We start from the raw sequence: 19,832 nt of genomic DNA, 5'->3' as shown, positions 1-19,832 counted from the left end.
AGTGGATCGCCGCATCAAGGACCCGGCGCAAGGCGCGGGCGCCGCAGGGGAGTGGAAGGAACTCATCGCGGTCTCCGCGATCGGCACCACGTCGTTGGGGGCGTCGCTGTCGCTGCGGATGGCGCCGTTCTTCGGTGGCCCCGAACAGGACGTTCCGTGGAATCCGCTGTCGCTGGCCGCGCACATGACGGTGATGGGCGATGTGGTGTGGTCGGGTGCGGCGACGGCGTCGGCGTGCTGCCTGGTCGGCGGATCGTTTGCGGCGCTGGGCTTCACGGCGGTGTGCACCCGATTGGTGCGCACGAAGAGCTGGCAGCGCATCGGCAGCGGCAGTGGCCGGCGGCCGAAGCTTGAGCGGCTGCCGATCGATGACCGCGCCCGCTTCATGGGCCGCGGTGCCGCGTTGGCCCCGTTGATGGCTCGCGCTGCCTCGGATGCCGCCAAGCGGCTGAAGGTGGCCTTCCCCAACGCGGAAGCTGCTGCCAAGCAGCGGATCCCGTCCCGGCCTGGGGTGGCGATCGGTGTGTCGATCGAGGGTCGGCAGTGGCTGTTCGGGTCGTTCGAAGACCTCCACGTCGACATCTGGGGACCCCGTCAGGGCAAGTCGACCAGCCGCGTAATTCCGGCGGTGCTGGAGGCAGCGGGCACGGTGATCACGACCAGCAACAAGAACGACGTGGTCACCGCGACGCGCAAGATGCGCGAGGAGATCGGCGACTGTTTCGTGTTCGACCCCCAGCGCATCAACGGTGCGACGGAGCCGTTCAGCTGGGACCCGCTGTCGTATGTGATCCCGCCCGAGCAGCGCCCGGACCTGCCGAAACCGTCTGCCGGACTGCATGTCGTCGAGGACGGCCCGGTGTTCGTCGATGAGCCCCAGGGCATCGGTGACCGCGACGCGGAGCCGCAGCTGGTGTGGGGTGCCGAGGAGCGCGCCGCGCGGCTGGCGGGTCATTTCGCCGACGGCGACGACGGCCAGGACGCCAAGCGCGATGCGTTCTTCGACCCGGCTGGTGAGGATCTGCTGGCGCAGCTGCTGCTGGCGGCGGCGCTGTCGGATCGCCCGATCTCGCAGGTGTGGGAGTGGCTGACCGCCGAGACCAACACCGAACCCGCCCGGATCCTCGACCTCGCGGGCCACCACATGGCCGCCAAGGGTCTGTTCGCGATGTACAACGAGGACCCCAAGCAGCGCTCGGGTGTGTTCGGCACCGCCCGGAAGATGGCGCGGATCATCAAGTCCCCGGATCTGCGGCCGTGGATCGAGCACGGCGAGGGTCGGCGGCGCTTCGATCACCGCTCGTTCGCGTGGTCGGACTCCAACACGCTCTATCTGCTGAGTATGGAGGGCGCCGGGTCGGCGGGGCCGATTCTCAACGCCTTGACCGCCGCGGTGCTGGAGGCGTCCGTGCAGCGCGGTGTCGCCCACGGTGGCCGGTTGCCGACGCCGGTGACCGCGGTGCTGGACGAGGCCGCCAACGTGGTGCGCTGGCGGGATCTGCCGAAGCTCTACAGCCACTACGGATCACGCGGAATCGTCGTGCTGACGGTGTTGCAGTCCTGGGCTCAGGGCGAGCGCTGCTGGGGCCCCGGCGGCATGAAGGCGCTGTGGGGCGCGGCGAACGTGCGCGTGCTCGGCTCCGGCCTGGACGACGTGCCGTTCCTGCGGGAGCGCGCCGAAGCGGTCGGTTCCCACCACGAGCTGACCGGCTCGGTGTCGACCTCCAGCTCCGGTCGCAGTGTGTCGCGCAGCCTCACCGAGCGCCAGACCCTCACCGTCTCCGACATTCAGGCGCTGCCGCGCGGCCGGATGGTCGTGTTCGGCAGCGGTTTCCCCGCCACCTTGTGCGCGACGGTCCCGTTCTGGGATCGCCCCTACGGCGCTCGGGTGAAGGCCGACATCAAGGCCGCTGCCGCTGAGACCGCAAAGGCTGCGGCAGCGCTGTTTCCCGTCCAGCTGCCGCCGGTGCTCGGCGGCGACGAGCAGCGAGAGGAGGGAGCGGCGTGAGCCAGTTCCCCGACGACGGCGAGGACCTGTTCAAGCGGCAGGTCCTGGCGAAGGTCGACGAGATGGAAGCCGCCGACCCCGCCCCGACCGGGCAGGGCGGTCAAGGCGGGGAGGAGCCGCCGCAGCCGTGCTTCCCCAACTACATCGAGTGGGTCACTCATTGGCTGGCCCCGACGTACGCGCGGCACGTGGATGACGACGTCACCTCCAACGCGTGGTGCCCCTGGTACCTCAAGCACCCGGAGGCGACCTCGACGTTCGAGGCCATGTGGCGGGCGTGGGAGCACTACCGCCTCGACGGCAAGACCGGCATCTCGGTGTGGTGGCGCGATCACTGCCACCCGCACATGACCCGGCTCATGGACCCCGCCGGGCCTTTCAAGTTCTGCTCCGTCAAAGGCCACTTCATCAACGGCCAACTCAAGCCGCTGCCGCTGGCCTCGCCCGGCGCGGTCCTGTCGTCCCCGGCCTTCACCGAGGCCGGGGCTGTCTCCACCACAACAACCGGGAGGACAACCCATGTCGGACGCCTTTTCGCCCGCCTCACAGGCCGCTGACGCCATGTCGTCGCTGCGGAGTCGGGCTGAGCTGATCGACGCCATCCACGACCTGTCGCGCCGAACCCGCCACGCGATCGACGACGCTGCGCTCGGGTTGGGCGAGCAGATCCTCGCCGCGGTGCGGGCCGGTCAGATGCTGCACGCCGATGAGGCCGCTCGCGCCGAGGTCGTGGTCACCGAGCTGCTCGACGGCGCGGACTCGGCCTACGCCTGGGAGCGGGTCGCCGATGCCGAGCTGTACGAGGCGTGGATGAGCGCGCAAACCGAGAACCCCGCCGCCGACCCCGGCGCGTGGGTCGAGGCCTTCGCGCCCACCACGGATTTCCCCGACGCGATCTGGCTGCGGCCGGTTCAGGCCAGCGGCCACGACTTCTCGCTGACCCGAGAGGCGTTGCGCGCCACGGTCGCTGAGCTGGTCGAGCACGTCGGCACCGACCCCGACCAGGCCGACGGTGGTGCGGCGCGGTGGGAAAGCCAGCTGCGGGAGATGGCCGACGCGGTCGTGTCCACGATCCGCACCAGTGACGTCGTCACCGCCGGTGAGGCGGCGCGGCTGGATCGGCTGGTCGCGGCGGCGGTGAACTTCGAGGACGTGCGGGGTCTGGCGGGGGAGGACACCTGGCAGCTGGCCACCGACCCGGACGCCTACCAGACGTGGCTGACCTCGCGGGCGACGCGGATCGTGGGGCATTTGACCAGCGACCGCAGCGGCTGGACCAACGAGCGAGGTGAGTTCGTCGACGCCGCCGGGCTGCGCCCGTTCCGTCCCGACAGCCTGCACCCGGGCGACTACGAGCTGCTGGACCGCACCGGGGTGGAGCAGGCCTTCGCCCAACTGTGCAGTGCGGCTGACCCGTTCATGGAGCAGACGCTGCTCACCCGGCCGCGTGATCTGCTCGACCGCGGGGAGCTGCGGTTCGTGGAAGCGGCGGAGGCGATCCTGGTCACCGCCCGCGCCACCGACGTACTGACCGTCTCGGAGGCCGGCCGCGCCGAGCGGGTGGTCGCCAGCCTGGCCTCGGGCGAGTACGACGCCGCTCTCGTGCGCGACAACCGCGCCTGGCAGGTGGTCACCGACCCGAACGCCTACCGAGAGTGGGTGAGCACCCGCAACCGCACCGTCGAGGCCGCGGCAGCCCGGGAGGGCGACGTCGAGGCGGTCGAGCGGGACGTGATGGCCGAGCAGATCACCGCGCTGCGCGGCGAAGCGATCACCCACACCGGATCGGCGGCCGACCGGCCCGCTGCGGAGCGGGACTCGCGGCAGCAGGCGGAGGTGGCGATCACGGCCGGGTGGATCATCGAGAACCCCGCTCTGGCGCCGCAGTTGCTGGCGGGTGAGGACCGCGACGAGTTGGTCACCGCGATCGTCGAAACCGCGCACATGCAGCTGCGGGAGTGGCAGAGCCTGCGCCAGGACTACACCGACCTCCGTCAGGAACTCGCGCAGTTGCGCGCCACGGTCGGCCGGGCCGCTTTCCAGCCGCCCAGCCACGGTGTAGCGCTGGAGTTCCCGGTGCCGGTGAACACCCAGGCCGTGGAGCCCTCGCAGCCGTGGTGGCGCCCGTTGACGCAGGCGCTCGGCGGCGGGCGAAGCGATCGCGGGGCGTCCCGGTGAGCAAGCCGGACCCGAAGACGACGGCCGCGGCTGCGCGGCCGTCGTTCGATCGCATCACCGCAGCCCTGGACGCTCACGCCGTCGCGAACGGCCGCAAGCCTGGTCCCGCATCGTCGTACGGGGAGTGGACCAAGTACCGGTGCCCGTCGCATGACGACCACAACCCCAGCCTTGGGCTGATCTACGACCCGGACAAGCGCAAGACCGTCGTGCGGTGCTTCACCGGCGAGTGCACCGACGAGGAAGTCCTGCACGCCGTCGGCCTGGGTGTGCGGGACTTGTTCGACGCTCCGCGCCGCGGCTTCAGCCACCGCGCCCCCAAGCCGGGGCAGGCTCGCCAGGCCGGTGAGTCCCGCCAGGCCGGGCAGCGGGAGAACCGGCAGCAGGGTCAGGGCCGCGAGGGCGGCAATGTCATCCCGTTCCAGTCGCGTCGTGACCGGCTGGGGAAGGTGACCGGCCCGCGCCGCCAAGCCGCGATCTACAGCTACACCGATGAGCGAGGCAACCCGCTGGGTGAGGTTGTGCGGATCCATATCCCGCACGAGAACGGCATCGAAAAGCAGTTCCGGCAGCGCAAATGCGACGCCGGGGGCCGCTGGTCCGGCGGTGGGTTCGCGCCGGTGCTCTACCAGCTGCCCGAGGTGCGCCAGGGCGTCGCCGACGGCGAAACGATCTGGCTGGTCGAGGGCGAGAAAGACGCCGACCGCGCCCGCGCCGCGGGCCTGGTCGCGACCTGCAACGCGATGGGAGCCGGGAGCTTCCGCCGCGAGCACGCCCACCAGCTGCGCGGCGCCGCGCGGGTGGTGATCGTGGCCGACAAGGACACCGCCGGGTACCGGCACGCCGCCCAGGTCGCGCAGATGCTGACCGGCCGCGTGCAGGAGCTGCTCGTCGTGGAGGCCGCGACCGGCAAGGACCTCTCCGAGCACATCGACGCCGGGCACGGGGTGGAGCTGGACGAGTTCGTCCGTGTCGATGCCTCGGTCCTGGCGGGCGCGCTCAACGCACCGCCCGCCGGCCACCTCCACCACGCCCAACCACAGCGGGCAGAGCCGCAACGCCAGCACGCCACCGCACCCGACCCGAGCCCCGCACCGCAACCCCTGGAGCCGGGCCCCGACTACGAGCACGAGCCGCCGCCGGATCCGGCCGACGACGACATCACCCCTGAGGAGGAAACCCCTGTGAGCGAACACCACGCCGCAGACATCGACCACGCCGCCCGCGAGATGGCCTCATTCACGCGGATGTTGCTGAGCATGATGACCCAGTGGGCGCAGGCCTCCGCTGCCCGCCGGATGCGCGAGATGGAGGTGGCGGCGCGTCAGGCCGCCGCCGACGCGGAGCTGGCCGCGCAGCGGTTCGAAGCCGAACGCAAGGCGATGCACGCCTCCCTCGATGGCGCGGGATCGGACAACTGGTGGAAGACCGCCAGCGCCGACGACGTCGTCGAAGCCTGGTATGAGGCCGTTTCCTGGAGCGTGGACGACGCGAAAGCCGAACAGGTCCGCCAGAGCCTGGCGGCCGGGCTGCGCGACCGCTGGAACGTCGACGTCGACGAACTGTCGCGTGGCGGCGACGAGGACGCGGTCGAGCGGATGGTGCACAACGCCTACTCCGACCGTGCGTCGATGAATCGGGCCAGGCTGGCGCAGAAGTACGCGATCAACGCTACCGCCGAGATCCCCACGCTCAACCCCGATCAGCGCCAGGGCGTGTACGCCGCGATCGAGGAGTACACGCAGGCGGCGGCGAAATCGCTGGGTATGCGCCGCAGCTCGACCCCACCCGCGCCGGGTGTGGAGTCCACGCAGGAGGCCGCTCGAGCGCGGGTGCGGTTCCTGCTCGCCGAGGCCGACCAGGCCGCCCAGGACAAGGTGCTGTTCGCGCTGGACTACCTGACCGCCGACCCGCGCGCGGGGATCGGGCAGGCCAACTGGGGTGCCGACGCCGACACCCGCGCGAAGATGGACGCCGCGCTGATGGAGTACCAGGCCCGTCTGGCGCGCGGCGCCGACACCAGCCAGGTCGTCTCAGAGCTGACCCGTCTGGTCGCTGATCTGCCCGAAGCCGACCGCGACACCGCCCGCGCCCGCGGCAAGGCGATCAAAGCCGCACCAGGGCACGAGTTCCCGCCGTTGTGGCCGGACGCAGTCGACAAGGACCAGCTGGGGCAGAAGATCACCGACTACGTGCGGGTGGCTCGTTCCCAGATCGAGGCCGACCAGAAGAAGGCCGCCAAGCTGCGTGCGGAGATCGAGTCCGCCGCCAAGGCCAAGGGCTCCGGGTTGGCCCCGATCGAACGCGACGCGATCAAGCTCGCGTTGGCCGACGCTGACGCGCCCGGCACCGGCCCGGATCCGAAAACCGTGTGGGCGGACAAGGAATCCGAATACCGGATCCGCCGCAACGAGGCCCGCGAACAAGCGCAGCGCCGCGCCGAGGAGACCCGCGCGGCGGTCGTGGCGGCGCTCGCCGCGGCCGGGCATCAGGTCGAGGACGGTCAGGCCAAGGCCTACGAGCCGGTATGGAGCGCGGTCAACCGGTTGACGCGTGACACCACCGACGCGTTCGTCAACGGCGACGCTCAACCCGACGCGCTGGCCGCCCACCGGCGTGCGCTGTCGGATGCACTCGACCAGGCCGGGGTCACCGACCGCGATGCGCGTCAGCAGATCACCGCGGTCACCCGCCGGTTGGAGACCGAGGCGATCACCGCGGCCGCGACCGTGCGGCGGCAGAAGACCGATCAGGCCAAGACGCGGGCGACTGTCCCGGGGTGGGACAGCCAGTCGCGCCGCGAGCAGCTGGTGGATGAGCTGACCGCGCTCGGTGTCGACCGCGAATCGGCCACCGCGCTGCTGCTGGCCGACCTCGCCCAAGCCCGCCCCGGCGGCGCGGCCACCGCCCCCGGTGAGGCGCCCAAAGCGCGGCGCACCAGCCAGGGCTCGGGTGTGGACCTCGGGCGCAAACGCGGCCAAGGACGGTCGTGAAGCCGCAGGGCTCGCGTCGTTGAACGAGGTGGGTTGTGACCAAGGGGGACATCACCACCAGCAGTAACGCTGATGACGCGGGCGTGCCGACCTATCCGTGGTTGGCCGCGCCCGCTCATCTGAAGACCCGCCGTCAGCTTCGGGCGGCGGGTCTTCGCCCCAACGGGCAAGACATCGCAGCATTCATGGTCCGCAAGCGCCGACGCGGCCGCAAACCGCTGGTAGCGCACCTGTTCGACCTGGCCAAGGCGGCGCCCAAGCGCACCGCCAGCTCCGCGCAACTGGACGCGATCCGCAAAGCCACCGCCGAACACCAAGCCCGAGCCGCAGAACGGCACGGCATCAGCCGCGGCGAGCTGCACCGAGAAGTAGATCCCGGCCCGTCCTGGGCCAACCCAACCCGTATCAAGGGAGGAAAAATCATGTCCGACAACACTGCTCGGCAGCAGTCCGTACCGGTGGGCGCCGATGAGCCACCGCGGTTGGGTGTGCCCGCCGGCCACAGCCAGACGATGGCGTATCTGCTGGCGTCGGTGGCGCTGCGCCGAGCCGAGGAGCAGGCTTACGAGCTCGACCAGGCCGCAGCCGACGCCGCGATGGGGCACACCGACGCCCAGACCGACATCGACAGTGCGCGGGTGATGGCCGAAGCCCAGCTCACCCGGTTCAGCTGGGACTCCGGCCGCGAATCGACCATGGAGGTTCTGGCCGCCGCTATCGTGTGGCGCTACGACCCGCAGCTGGCGGAGGTGGCCACGCGCCGCATGGACGAGCTGATCAGCCACTACGCAGGCACTTACGGCGTGGTCATCGACGTCGACGGGAACGACGTCAGCATCGACCCGGACTTCGATGCGCAGTGGTGGCAGCGGTTCACCGAGGCCAGCGTCGTCTACGACCGCCAAGCCGCCGCTGTGGACGTCCTGTCGGCGCGGGCACTGGACGGGCGGGTGATGGAGGCGGTGATGGCCTGGCACGGCCAGCCACCCACCCCGGCCAGCGCCGAGATGTATTTGGCCACGGAGAAGTCCCGCCGCGCGCAGCTTTCGACCGCTCTCGCCGACGCCGGAGCCTCGAACACGGTGCGGTCCGGGGTGGAATTCGTCGTCGACTACCTGCGTGGTGATGTCAGCGGCACCGATCTGACGGACACGCCGGTCCTGGTCAACCCCGCGCATGAGGTTCGTGGCCGGGTCGGTGAGCTGCTGGAGCGGTTCGCCGAGCGCGGCGACAACTTCAGCGCGGCCATGGCTCGTGAGCTCGACGTGATGACCACCGATGACCAGCTGCGGGTGCGGGAAATCGGCATCGCGATCCGCGACGGCCGCGACGACGCGGAGATGGAGCCGTGGCCGGACTGGATCGACCGCGACGATTTGGCCGACCGCATCCGCGATTTCGCCCGCGACGCCCGCGATGTCACCGCCTACGCCAACGACGCCACCACCGACGGCGGGCTGCGGCTGGATGACGACGTTGCGGAGATGATCGCCGGCATGGGCCGCGACCGCGCCGTCATCGGCGCACTGCTCACCAAGGCGGGATTGCACCCGGCGGAGAAAGCCGCGCTCACCGCGCTGGTCGCCGACATCGACCTCGGCCGCGTCGACGACCGCAACCTGCCCGAACTGCTGCTGGTCGACGAACGCACCAAACGCCGCGTCGACCTGCGCCGCCACGGCCACACCGCCCACCAGATCGCCGCCCGCACCGGCGATACGATCAAGCAGCTCATCGGAGCGGGCGTGGACATGTCCCCGCGCACCGAACCCGGATGGGCGCTGGAGACGGTCCGCAACGACATCGACGCTCTGGCCTGCGGCGGGCTCACCCCGGCCCAGCTCACCGAGCAGCGTCAGAGCTTCGACACGAACATGGACGGCTTCGGCCGGGCCTTGCGCGGCGCCGGAGTCGATACGCCGACCCGGATGAAGATCCGCGCCGCCGTCGACCAAGGCGTGCACGCGGCCGGGAAGCACGGCAAAACCCGTGCTGGGCGTGAACAGCACTGGCGCGACCGGCTGTACTCGGCCACCGACGCTGCCCAGCGTCACCACGGCCCTGATACCCAGCCACTGCCGTCGACCTCACGACCGCGAATCGACCGCGAGCAAGCCACCGCGATGCGGCTGGCCGCCCTCGCCCAAGCCCACCCGTGCGGAACATCCACCGAACCGGACCAGGCAACAAACACTCGCCGCACCGCCCACGGCGCGGGCATGGAGCTTGCCCGCAAGCGCGAGCGGGAAGGACGAGCGTGATGCGCCGCCAGCTTCTCCCGTTGAGTCTCGTCACCGCCGCAACCGCGCTGGTCCTCACCGGCGCCCCCGCTGCGGGAGCCCCACCCAGCTCCGACTTCAACCGGTGGCCGGTCGGCACACCCTGCGCGATCGGCCCCGGCCCGCTGGGGCAGATCGTCGACGCCGGGCGCGGGCACCACATCTGCGAGCAACGCATTCCCGGCACCAACTCCTACTACGAGTAACCCACCACACCCATAGGACAATCTGATGACCACAACCACCGCCACCGTGCTCCCGGACTGGGAGCAGATGCTGGATCTCGGCATCCGTGCCGCCGAGATCCTCGGACCTGCCCCCGAACCGCTGGAGGCGACGATCACCATGCTGCACAGCGGGTTTCGCCGCCCGCAGGTGTTCGACGTCGCGTTCATGCGGCAATGGCTCGACATCGACGCCCGCACCGCCTGCACCACGCTGCGGATCGGGCTGCGGTTCGCCCGCATCCCGGACACCCGGGACGAGGCCCTGCGGCTGCTCGGGCCGGGATGCCGCGACCGCGGCGAGGACCATTTCGTGAAGATCGCCAACGCCACCCGCGAGGTCGGCCGCACCGCGCTGTGGGAGGCCGCGACCTGCTGCGACTGCGGGCACCCGCTGCTGCGCTACGTCAGCCTGCCCTCGGGTCAGGACGTGCGCTGGTCGTTCTTCCCCGACCTGCTGTAGCCGCCAGACCAAGTACGCCAAGAGGCCCCGCCGTGCGGGGCCTCTTGTTGTTTTCAGCAAGACGTTGGCTGCATCAGCGCAGGTAGATGGGTGTGCGGACGCGGCCGACGCGCCGGGCAGTACTACCGGTTGCCCGGGAACCAGCACCGGTCGGCCGGGCTCGTGTGCAGGGCGTCATGACCCGAGTATCGACCTGTCCGCCGACAAGCACCAGGCCTCTCCCTTTTTTGTTCGAAACCGGACATTGCCCAGTTCAGGGCCGGTTTCATCCTTGACAAGGATGGCCGGAGTGGCAGGGTGTGGGGTGAGGTCGGGGTCTGAAGCGTTGGAGTTCGGGCACTGGCCGGGGCATCGCAGGTTCGGCCGGGACGCCAGGGCCGGGCCTGCGGTGTCGTGTGCGCGGGTTCTCGTGACACGCGTGAATCGTGGTAGCGGATATCCGGGCGGGTGCGGCCGTAGTGTCGGCGGCTGTCACGGAGGCAATCCATTCCCTGCGGTCATCGTGACAGCGCTCGGAGGGGCGTAGACACCCCAGGGTCCCGTTCACTCACTCCTTTGCGGGGTGGGTCCCCGGGTGTCTCCCTCCGGGCGTCTCCCCGGCGTGATCCATGTTCTGCACGCGGCGATGGGCAGGCCCGCCCCGACACCTCACCCACCGAGGGCGGGCCGTCACGGATGGGTCCCTGAACAGAAAGGAACCCCGGTGATGTGCCTGACCACCGAGGTGGCCGGTAGGGATCGTTCCGGGGTTTTGCGTCTCCCAGTATAACCTCGGCGACCGTGACGACGACTCCCGCCCGATGGTCGGCCGCGGATCTGCGGCGATTCTTGTCTGCTGGCCGGTTCGACCGCTACGTGCAGGTCGCTGGATCCGACGCGGCGGGAGAGCGGCTGTATGAGTGGAATCAGCTGGTCGCCGGGGCCTGGCACGAGACGCTGGGATCGTTCGAGATCGTGCTGCGCAACGCCCTCGACGCCCAGCTGGTCACCTACCACCAGCGTGTTCACAACGGCAGCGGTGACTGGTACGCCGATCCCGGGATGCCGTGGGGGACCAACACTCGCCTGGCACAGTCGATCCGCAAAGCACGCGGCCGGGCCACCCTGAACAGCACCATCCCCGAGGTACACGGGAAGGTCGTTGCCGAGCTGACCTTCGGATTCTGGCGCTACACGCTGGCCAACACCTACCAGAGCACGCTGTGGGCCCAGGCGTACCGCCGCGCCTTCCCGCGTCTGCGGCCGCAGCGCCGGACCTCGGTCTACGACCCGATCACCAGGCTGCACGAACTGCGCAACAGGGTCGCTCACCACGAACCCATCCACACCCTCGACCACGACGCCCTCCTCGCCGAACTGACCGAAGTCCTCACCTGGAACGACCCCGCCGCCGCGGCCTGGGTCGGCACCACATCACGCATACCCGCCGTGCTCAAAACCCGTCCCTGACATCCCAGTCGTCGAGTTCCCGGTCCCTCCGACTACTTTCACCTCGCCGTTTCGGCCTGGACAGCGAAACGCCCCCTCGCCATCCGCCAGCGGCGGTTCGGCGAGGAGGCGTTTTCGCTGTTGCGGGTACTACTTCTGCGTGTAGACCTGCACTGCCTGCGGGCCTTCCGGAAAGACCGGGATGTCGACCCGCGGCATGAACAGCGCGACGATGACGAACCCGAGAATCGTCATCGGCCACTTCAGCTTCTTCACCAGCCGACGAGCGCTGAGCGTGAACTTGCCGCGGTAGCTGATGTTCACCGCGACGTCGACGTTGTTAACGTCCCGCTTGCGGCGATTGATATCTGAACGAGACTTCCTGGGCGTAGTCTTGCCCACGTGGCACACCTTCCTGGTTGCTAGCTAGCTTGTGTGTTGCCGTAGTGGCGTTCTCCCGGTCCAGGGGAGGCGCCACTTTTTTTGGCCGACGGATTTCGGCCTGTACGTGAACATTACGCACAAAAGGGACCTCGTACAGCTACGCTTGCAGGCTCGGAACTGTTGGTTGAACGAACGCCACGGTGGGGTTGTCAAGTAGTGCATTGGCACAGTGAATTGGCTTCACTTTGGCCGCTGGACCGCGATGAGGGGGGCGCCGATCTGATGGCCGATTCCGGTGTCCGTGCCTCGGACAAGGTGCGCGTGCACAACACCCGCAGCCGGGTCCTGGATGCGGCTCAGGGCCTCGTCGACGAAGCGGCCGACAACGGCAAGTTCCTCGAAGCCCCCACCCGAACGGTTCTCGCCGAACGTGCCGGTCTGCACCCCCAAACCGTGCGCAAGCACTTCGAAGACTGGAGTGCGGTCTGCGCCGCCCTGTGTGAGCGATACCGGCGCCGAGGGCTGAATCCACCGGAGAACGTGCGTGCGTGGGCTCAGCCCTATTTCGACAAGGAGGCTACCGGCCAAGCGGTGCCCGTGGCCTCCGGACTCGACGAGCTCCGTGACCGGTACGCCGCCGCCAGCACCGGCAACGACGACACCGCGTTGGCACAAGCAGCGAAAGCACTGGTAGACAAGCTGTCCGGCAAACCGACGGGCGTCGCCGCCCACGCCGGTGAAATCATCGAGTGCGCCAGAACGGTCCGCAGCCGCGTCAGCGCGGCCAGCGCGAAGCCAGCCCTGGAAGCGGCCCTCGCTCTCAGCGACGCCGCGGTGGAAGCGCATCGTCACCTTGCCTGGGGCCCCGGCGGCAGCGGCAACTCCGCCTCCGACCAGACCCGCCTGTTGCTGAAGGCCGGCGACCACGGCCGTGCCGGTGATGCCGCTGCCCGCGCCCGCCAGATGGTCGACCAAGCACTGAATGAGCCCCAGCAGCTGCAGGCGATCGTCCAGATCAAACGCTGGGACAAGGAGATCAGCAACAGGCTCGGGCTGCGCGTACGAGCCGTTCTCGCACAATTCCACATCGACCGAGCCGAAGCCCTGATACTGCGGCGGCCCGAGGACGAAATCGCGTCTCTCGCCCGGGCGGTCACCGACCTGCGGGCAATTCACCGCGGGGAACGACCCGAGCAGCCCGAACCCGCCGACGTGGCCATGCTTGTCGCGCGATTCGCTGGTGTCTGTCTTGCCTACCCCGAGCTGCTTCAGAACGGCGAGCTGGACTTGGCCCGCGTGGAGCTGCTGCGGCTGTTCAAGCGGAACACCCACGAATCGCGACAACTGCACCGTGACGCCCAGTCGCTGTTCAACCTCATCGATGAGAAACCCGTCGATGCCATCGAACTGCTGCGCGCCCTCCGGTTCCGGGGGCCGGGCGATTTCCTGATCGCCCGTCACCTCGCCGCCCAAGCCGAAATGAGCAACGAACACATCGAATACCGCTTCGGTCGAAAGCTCGGAGCACCCGACGGCGTGCGAATCATGCTGCTGACACGTGCGGAGTCCTGCTACCGGCGGGTGGTAGCGACATCCCGAATCAGCGGCTGCGCCGGTGCCCTCGCCGGTATCGCGGAAGCCGAGATGGAAATCGCCGCCCGCAAGATCGACCAGCTACGCCACGCCGGCGCGCACATTCCACCGACACCCACCAACGACCAGACAATCGAGCACCTACTGCGCAGCATCGACGACCTCGTCCACCGCGCAGTCATGGGAGACGCGCTCGACCCGCGCCAAGTCGCCCGACTCGTCAACGCCCTCGACCCCATCCGCACCTTCCTGATGGGCAGCGAAGTCCATAGACTCTCGGTGTCGTAAAACGATCGGTTCTCGAACACCCCACCGCCATCGGTCAGTGTGGTCCGGAAGCCCAGGTCGGCCCAGCCGGGCATGTGTCGATAAAACGTGTTGAGAACGGTTGGTGTCCAACAATTCTTGTCGGCCCTTTCTCCTACAGTCCGGGGTATGGCCACGCCGACACGCGATCTCGATATCCCCGCACCGCTCACCCTCGAGGGCGACGCCCTCGATCCGATCGGCGGCGGGGGCGCACTCATCGGCTACGGCCGCGTCTCCACCAAGGACCAGAACCTGGATCGCCAGATCCACGCGCTCACCGCGGCCGGGTGCCAGCGGATCTACACCGACAAGAAGTCCGGCAAGGATGCCGAGCGCGCGGAACTGTGGAAGTGCCTGGAGTACATGCGCCCCGGGGACACCCTCGTGGTGCCGTCGCTGGACCGGCTCGGCCGCTCGCTGCAAGACCTGATCTCGATCGTCGCCGGACTGCGTCAGCGCGGGATCGGGTTCCGGTCGCTGCACGAAGCCCTGGACACCACCACCCCCGGCGGTCGCCTGGTGTTCCACGTGTTCGCCGCGCTGGCGGAATTCATCCGCGAGCTGATCGTCCAAGGCACCCATGAAGGCCTGGACGCCGCACGCGCCCGCGGGCAGCGCCTCGGCCGGCCACCGGCCATGACCGCCGAGCAGATCCGCCAGGCCCGCGCCATCCTCACCCGGCCAGAGGAGTCCGTCTCGTCGGTTGCTCGGCTGCTCGGCGTCTCGCGTTCGACCGTCTACAAGTACTTGCCCGAGTTGAGCGCTACGGCGTCGCGCGAAGTGATCGAGTCGCCGAACGGGCAGCAAGTCGAGGCCTCAACAAAATGAGACCTAGATCACTCGATTGGAGTGCTGTTTTTTGCCGCTGCCGTGCCTGAAGAGATATGGCACATCAACATTCAGCCGAGGAGGTAGTGGTGAGCGGTGCGGGAGAAGGCACCAGCGTGATGGACGACGACCCGGAGCAAGGCGTCCCGGAGGCGGCGAAGACATCGGAGACGGAACCTCTCCAGATCCTGCGAGCCGTGCTCGCGCTCGACGAGGTGCCCGGAGTGCCAGCCGACGAGTCCACCGTCCAGCACACGAACGCGATCGTACGGAATCTCCAGAACCGCGTACTCGGGTCACAGCTCGCCAGCAACAACCTCCTGCGGCTACAGAACAACCTGGCTACCAGCCCGGCCTTCCGACTCGGCGAGCAGCTACAGCGTTCGATCACCACCAGCGTCGCTTCGACGATGTCCTTCAAGGACCTGATCGAAGGCAGCGCGGCGAATACCGCGGCGGCGGCACTGAGCCGACAGGCCGCTGGTCTCAGCGTCGCCGCCACCATCCCCACCTTCAAGAATCTGGCCGAAGGCAGTGTGGTGAGCACCGCGGCGGCGGCGGTGAGCCGACAGGCCGCGGGCCTCGGTGTCGCCGCCACCGCCCCGACCCTCAAGAATCTGGCCGAAGGCAGTGTGGTGAGCACCGCGGCGGCGGCAGTGGGCCAGCACGCCGCTGGTCTCGGCGTCGCCGCGACCGTCCCCACCTTCAAGGACCTGTACCTGGCAGACGGCACGATTACACGCGGTCTCGGCGTCGGTGCCGCTATTCCTCCCATGGACAGCCTGATCGGCAGGCACGGCCTCAGCATCGCCGACACCATCGGCGCGCAGCTGCTTCGGTCTTCGGGCCTCAGAATCCGTGCCCACGCCGTATATCAACACGTGTTCAGCGAACTGCCGGTGTTCGACTCGATACGCGATATCGCCGGACGGCTGCTCCGCCACGTACCCGACCTGCCGAACCGCGCGCTGGCCGGCGCCCGATGGGCACGCGCCGCGATCCTGCGCGGTGACCGCGACTTCGAGGAGATCGTCGATGAGTTCATCTGGTCCTGGCTCGAGATCCGACGGATCACCCAAGCTGTACACGACGGCGCCATCGAGGCGTTGCTCGAACCTTGGGACCACATCACTCCTGGCAAACTGCTGAAGTTCCTCAGGGGCAGGACACTTCAGCTGGCGAAGCTCCAACAGGGCCTCCTCGGCTCACGCCATCAACACCAACGCCAGCGGTACTACGTCGGCTCGCTGGACATCCCGCTACTCGAATCGGGCACCACCGTGGGGATGCGGTTGGCAGCGCTGAATCCGACACCGGAAGACCTTCTCGTGGAAACACAGCTGTCCGACCCACGGCTGAAGGCGCTGTTCAGCGATCTCGACCCGATCGAGCAGAGAGTCGCCTTCTTGCGACACTCCGCGGGCTGGACATGGCCGGAAGCTGCCGCAAGGTACGGGCAGACGCCCGCCTACGGCGAGTCGGTACGCCGGAAGATCAAGCGCCGCATCAATTGCACCCCCGCCACCTACGGTGCGCGGCCATGAGTAGTGAAGTGCCCGACCAGAACAAGCCCGAACCCTCACAGGAAACAAGTTCCGCCCCGTGGTGGAGACGCGGTAAGACTCTCGCGATCACCGTGGTGATGGCCGCAGTGCTCGGCGCGGCCGGCGAGGTCGGCGCCAAACTCGTCGACCTGTTGTTCAGCTGAACAGGAATGCGCCCGCCGGAGGCAGCAACGAGCTACGCCTCCGGCGCGGGTTGCGCGGGGACAAGCGAGTCGGCCCCGCACTTCGAACGGGTAGCGGCCAGGGGCCTCGAGGTGCCCGAACGCGGCAGCGGCCGGGAACTCCCGGCCGGTAAATTTGGGTGTCGGTCGGCGAAGTCGGGAGGACGTCGGCATCGGTGAAATCTGACGTCATCTGGACTGTCGGTGCCCCTTGATACGGTGGCGAAAACGGGCCGCGCACAGGCCTCTCTCCGAGCCGATCCGGCCCCCACGCGGCCGACATGGCGACCGAGGACAAGACGGCTCCGCCTCAGTGCGACAAGGCATCCGACGTTGATCAACCTGCTGTCCAGGCTGACCTCGCGGGGTGCGTGGGACCTCGCTGGAGGACTACCTGATGACACGCAACAACCACTCCCGCCGCAAGGACGTCCGCGCCTACATGGCCCGCCACGACGGCACGAGCTACACCGAGGCGCTGCGGGCACTCGAAGACCAGTCGAGCTCTGTGCCCGCCGACAACGGCCCGCTCGTCGACATCGACCCGACGTACGCTCACGACGTCAATCCTGTTTGCGGCCATCGCCTGAGCAGCCGGTGCGGTGGATGCGGGGTGTGCCGTACCTGCGACGGCTGCTACTGCGCAGACCTGAGACTCGAAGCGGAGCTCGCTGCGCAGGATGCGCGGATCGAGCGTGAGCACGCCGAGCATCTGGACGAACCCGACCCCCACTGCCCGAGCTGCGAATACGACCGGTCCCGGTCGAAGGACTTCACCGAGTGCCCGACCTGCGGCCGAGTGCTGCAGGGTTTCTGGCACTTCCGCGAGCACACCCCGCCGTACTGCTTCAAGGACGACCCGCACCCGCCCGGCCTGGACTGGTCGCACCTGATCGGCAAGCGCATCACGATCGACACCCACTGGTGCTACCAGGGCAAAATGGCCGACTACGCGGCGGAGTGGACCGGCACCGTGACGGGCCGTCTACGGTCACCGAACACCGGCGCCCTCACCGACTTCTACGAAATGCGTCTCGACGACACCGTCCCCCAGCCAAACGACCGCCGCGGGACGATCCCGTTCAATCCGCGTGAGTTCACCATCACCGAGCACTGAGCACGTCCTCGGTTGGTGTCCAGCACGACCAGTGGTGTCGAAATACGCCGATGCGGACATCGATCTGAGCGGCGTCGAGATCCACCGGTCAGTGACGTCACAGCTCGCCGATAGAACCACGGCCGGTCACGACGCGTCGCTTCCCAGATGCCGATGAGCGCGACGAACCGTCAGTCTCGTTTGCGTCGCGATAGCTTTCGATGTGGTCGAGGGCAGACTCGGTTGGTGCTCCATCCAGGTCGCCACCTCGGCTATATGGATCGGGGTTCCTACTGCATCACGCCTGCGCGTGCAGATGCACGATCGCTCTGCGACTGATCGAGTCCCGTTGTCGGCGGGTCCAGGCACCATGAACCTGGTGCACCGAAACCCGGTGCACGACAGGGGAACTGGTACAGGGAGGGTCTTGTCATGGGTGACCGCACCGTGCATCGCCGCGCCTACGAGCTGTGGACCGACGAACGCAACATCGAGCTGGTCGAGCTGCTACGTTCCGGGTTGCCGGTCGAGCAGATCGCCGAACAGGCCGGGCGCAGCGTCTCCGCGATCCGGGGACAGTGCCGCAAGCTCCTTCCGCCGCACTACCGCATCAGCGACTCCACCGCTGTGCCGACGTTGCGGACGCTGCTGGCGTCACCGGATTTCGACTGGCGGGAGTCGCTGCGCGAGCGGCATCGCCGCGCGCGCAGCGTCTACTGGGACTCCGAGATGACCACCGGTCTGCGGCAGGCCTGGACCGACGCCCGGCCGTTGCCGGAGATCTGCGAGGAATTCGACGCCTCCGAGATCGAGGTAGCCCGGCAGCTGATGCGCCTGGACCTGGCCGAGAACATGCGTGAGGTCGCCGACCACCTCGGCTGCGACCCGGCCGGGACGCTGGCCGGGCGCCTGCGTGTGGCCGCCGACCGCACCTCCGCCGCGGTCTGGGTCCTGATCATCGACGGCCCCGCCACCGGCTCACGCACCCGTTTCGGTGACGCGGGCCCGGCGCTGCGGCATGTGTCGGTCCACCACGACTACGACACCGCCGACCTGACATTGACTGATGTCATGTTCGACCACCTCACCCAAGGCGGGAACGTCGACGAGATCACCGCCACCATCGCCGAACGCACGGTGGGCGATCTGAACATCGGATCCGACGCCCACCTCACCGGACCGGACGCTCTACCGGTCTCCCTCGCACCCGCCGGCGACCTTCCGGCACCGGACAACGGACCGATGCTCGCCGTGACAGCGGCAGCGCCGGTCGACCTCGACGACGACTTCGCCATGACCACCACACCGGAGGACTCGGCCCCGTCGCGGTGGTCATGGCGCCGCTGGCGCAAGTAGGCCCGCGCGGCGGCAGGCGGGCGATCTTGCCAGTGCGCAAAAGGATTGCCCGCCAACGCATTCCGGGAGCGTGTCCGGTGTGTGGGCCGTACTCTGTGAATGCAGTGTCGGCATACCAATTCGACCTCGTAGGAGCAGCCGGATGGACCGCTACCCCCGCCCCGTCCTGTTCACCATGCCGTGGACGCTCAACAGTTTGGCGGCGGTGCTCGTCGTCGCCGCCAGCATCGCGTCTTTCTCCTTCACCGCCACCATGGCGCGAGTGGCGGGAGTCCCTGAGGCCCTGACCTGGTTGTGGCCCGTGGTGTCCGGTCTGGCCGTCGCCCAGATCGCCTACACCTACGTCATGCTGGCGCGGATGCCCCACGACCGCATCAAACCGCTGAGCTACCTCTACCTTGCGCTGCTGGCGGCCGCCGCCTGGGTCAGCGTCGCCGAGAACGTCCTCGTCATCACCCGCAACCCCACCGAGTTGGACACCCTCGAGATCGCGACTGTCGTCGCCGTCCCACCGGTGTGCCTGGTGTGTTGTGTGAGCAGTTACGCCCTGCTCTCGATGATCATCCCGTCGCGGATCGAGGCCTCTATCCGCGACGTCGGCATCCGCGAAAGAGCCCGGCTGGTGTCCGGGATTGATCCCACCCGCGCTGGAGACATAGAACCCACCCGCAGCACCATCCCCCGCGAACCGACCCCATGGTGGCAGCAGTACAAAGACGGCACGCCCGCGGAAACTTCGAAGAGCGACGATCACGACGCGACCGAGACCAGTCAACTCCGATCGCAGTCGACCTCGGAGAACTGACGCGGTAGCCCACCCAACGAGTAAGCCGCGCTGCCTCGTCTTCCTGGCCGAGGTAGCGCGGCTTACTGGGCCGTGACGAGCATGCCTGTGAATTACAGCGGTAAGGGGGATCGTTGACGGATTGGCTGTGGTGACCGCCGGGTGCTGCGTAGGTTGATCGGT

Annotated in this window: 16 protein-coding genes; 15 read left to right on the top strand and 1 reads right to left on the bottom strand. The window is 68.5% G+C overall.

What is annotated here, in order from left to right:
• The first annotated feature begins 1 nt into the window (after position 1).
• From ACIHAX_RS36145 to ACIHAX_RS36110, 8 genes are all read left to right on the top strand, one after another.
• Positions 2 to 2,008 carry a type IV secretory system conjugative DNA transfer family protein gene (locus ACIHAX_RS36145; RefSeq protein ID WP_397282128.1) on the top strand — a complete coding sequence of 669 codons (2,007 nt, stop codon included), beginning with the start codon at positions 2 to 4 and terminating at the stop codon, positions 2,006 to 2,008.
• Complete coding sequence (locus tag ACIHAX_RS36140; protein ID WP_397282126.1) at positions 2,005 to 2,565, top strand: DUF4913 domain-containing protein; 561 nt, start codon at positions 2,005 to 2,007, stop codon at positions 2,563 to 2,565. The genes ACIHAX_RS36145 and ACIHAX_RS36140 overlap by 4 nt, the downstream gene beginning before the upstream one ends.
• Complete coding sequence (locus ACIHAX_RS36135; protein ID WP_397282124.1) at positions 2,528 to 4,186, top strand: hypothetical protein; 1,659 nt, start codon at positions 2,528 to 2,530, stop codon at positions 4,184 to 4,186. The genes ACIHAX_RS36140 and ACIHAX_RS36135 overlap by 38 nt, the downstream gene beginning before the upstream one ends.
• Positions 4,183 to 7,179, top strand: a complete 2,997-nt coding sequence (locus tag ACIHAX_RS36130; RefSeq protein WP_397282122.1) for a hypothetical protein — start codon at positions 4,183 to 4,185, stop codon at positions 7,177 to 7,179. The genes ACIHAX_RS36135 and ACIHAX_RS36130 overlap by 4 nt, the downstream gene beginning before the upstream one ends.
• 35 nt (positions 7,180 to 7,214) lie before the next feature.
• Positions 7,215 to 9,440, top strand: a complete 2,226-nt coding sequence (locus ACIHAX_RS36125) for an RRQRL motif-containing zinc-binding protein (RefSeq protein ID WP_397282120.1) — start codon at positions 7,215 to 7,217, stop codon at positions 9,438 to 9,440.
• Complete coding sequence (locus ACIHAX_RS36120; RefSeq protein ID WP_397282118.1) at positions 9,440 to 9,664, top strand: hypothetical protein; 225 nt, start codon at positions 9,440 to 9,442, stop codon at positions 9,662 to 9,664. The genes ACIHAX_RS36125 and ACIHAX_RS36120 overlap by 1 nt, the downstream gene beginning before the upstream one ends.
• A gap of 25 nt (positions 9,665 to 9,689) precedes the next feature.
• On the top strand, positions 9,690 to 10,145 hold the full coding sequence (locus ACIHAX_RS36115; RefSeq protein ID WP_397282116.1) for a hypothetical protein: 456 nt from the start codon (positions 9,690 to 9,692) through the stop codon (positions 10,143 to 10,145).
• A 780-nt stretch (positions 10,146 to 10,925) separates the two neighbouring features.
• Positions 10,926 to 11,594 (top strand): hypothetical protein, encoded by a 669-nt coding sequence (locus ACIHAX_RS36110; protein ID WP_397282114.1) that lies wholly within the window; start codon positions 10,926 to 10,928, stop codon positions 11,592 to 11,594.
• 129 nt (positions 11,595 to 11,723) lie between these two features.
• On the opposite strand, the gene ACIHAX_RS36105 is transcribed toward ACIHAX_RS36110, so the two are convergent.
• A complete protein-coding gene (locus tag ACIHAX_RS36105) occupies positions 11,724 to 11,975 on the bottom strand; it encodes a hypothetical protein (RefSeq protein ID WP_397282112.1) in 252 nt (83 codons plus the stop codon).
• An 81-nt stretch (positions 11,976 to 12,056) separates the two neighbouring features.
• Here ACIHAX_RS36105 and ACIHAX_RS36100 point away from each other — a divergent pair, with 81 nt between their 5' ends.
• The 7 genes from ACIHAX_RS36100 to ACIHAX_RS36070 all read left to right on the top strand — a co-directional run bounded on the left by ACIHAX_RS36100 (position 12,057) and on the right by ACIHAX_RS36070 (position 19,670).
• Entirely contained in the window at positions 12,057 to 13,838 is a 1,782-nt protein-coding gene (locus ACIHAX_RS36100; RefSeq protein ID WP_397282110.1) for a hypothetical protein, read from the top strand.
• Between the two features lie 147 nt (positions 13,839 to 13,985).
• A complete protein-coding gene (locus tag ACIHAX_RS36095) occupies positions 13,986 to 14,687 on the top strand; it encodes a recombinase family protein (protein ID WP_397282108.1) in 702 nt (233 codons plus the stop codon).
• An 89-nt stretch (positions 14,688 to 14,776) separates the two neighbouring features.
• The gene (locus ACIHAX_RS36090) at positions 14,777 to 16,231 is read left to right on the top strand and encodes a hypothetical protein (protein WP_397282106.1); all 1,455 of its coding nucleotides are present in this window, start codon (positions 14,777 to 14,779) and stop codon (positions 16,229 to 16,231) included.
• Entirely contained in the window at positions 16,228 to 16,395 is a 168-nt protein-coding gene (locus ACIHAX_RS36085) for a hypothetical protein (protein ID WP_397282104.1), read from the top strand. Before ACIHAX_RS36090 ends, ACIHAX_RS36085 begins: the two co-directional genes overlap by 4 nt.
• 415 nt (positions 16,396 to 16,810) lie before the next feature.
• A complete protein-coding gene (locus ACIHAX_RS36080; protein ID WP_397282102.1) occupies positions 16,811 to 17,530 on the top strand; it encodes a hypothetical protein in 720 nt (239 codons plus the stop codon).
• A 411-nt stretch (positions 17,531 to 17,941) separates the two neighbouring features.
• A complete protein-coding gene (locus ACIHAX_RS36075) occupies positions 17,942 to 18,865 on the top strand; it encodes a hypothetical protein (RefSeq protein WP_397282100.1) in 924 nt (307 codons plus the stop codon).
• Positions 18,866 to 19,007: 142 nt separating this feature from the next.
• Positions 19,008 to 19,670: a hypothetical protein gene (locus tag ACIHAX_RS36070; RefSeq protein ID WP_397282098.1), complete on the top strand. Its 663-nt coding sequence runs from the start codon at positions 19,008 to 19,010 to the stop codon at positions 19,668 to 19,670.
• Positions 19,671 to 19,832: the final 162 nt, after the last annotated feature.

Source organism: Nocardia sp. NPDC051929 (assembly GCF_044548645.1).
GTDB lineage: Bacteria > Actinomycetota > Actinomycetes > Mycobacteriales > Mycobacteriaceae > Nocardia > Nocardia sichangensis.
The sequence above is the reverse complement of the archived record's forward strand: the minus strand, read 5'-3'. Positions and strand labels throughout refer to the sequence as shown.

What these genes read in the sequence shown, in the direction of transcription:
- ACIHAX_RS36135 (WP_397282124.1), top strand. Translation starts at nt 2,528, where the DNA reads ATGTCGGACGCCTTTTCGCCCGCCTCACAGGCCGCTGACGCCATGTCG.
- ACIHAX_RS36120 (WP_397282118.1), top strand. Translation starts at nt 9,440, where the DNA reads ATGCGCCGCCAGCTTCTCCCGTTGAGTCTCGTCACCGCCGCAACCGCG.
- ACIHAX_RS36115 (WP_397282116.1), top strand. Translation starts at nt 9,690, where the DNA reads ATGACCACAACCACCGCCACCGTGCTCCCGGACTGGGAGCAGATGCTG.
- ACIHAX_RS36095 (WP_397282108.1), top strand. Translation starts at nt 13,986, where the DNA reads ATGGCCACGCCGACACGCGATCTCGATATCCCCGCACCGCTCACCCTC.
- ACIHAX_RS36085 (WP_397282104.1), top strand. Translation starts at nt 16,228, where the DNA reads ATGAGTAGTGAAGTGCCCGACCAGAACAAGCCCGAACCCTCACAGGAA.
- ACIHAX_RS36080 (WP_397282102.1), top strand. Translation starts at nt 16,811, where the DNA reads ATGACACGCAACAACCACTCCCGCCGCAAGGACGTCCGCGCCTACATG.
- ACIHAX_RS36075 (WP_397282100.1), top strand. Translation starts at nt 17,942, where the DNA reads ATGGGTGACCGCACCGTGCATCGCCGCGCCTACGAGCTGTGGACCGAC.
- ACIHAX_RS36070 (WP_397282098.1), top strand. Translation starts at nt 19,008, where the DNA reads ATGGACCGCTACCCCCGCCCCGTCCTGTTCACCATGCCGTGGACGCTC.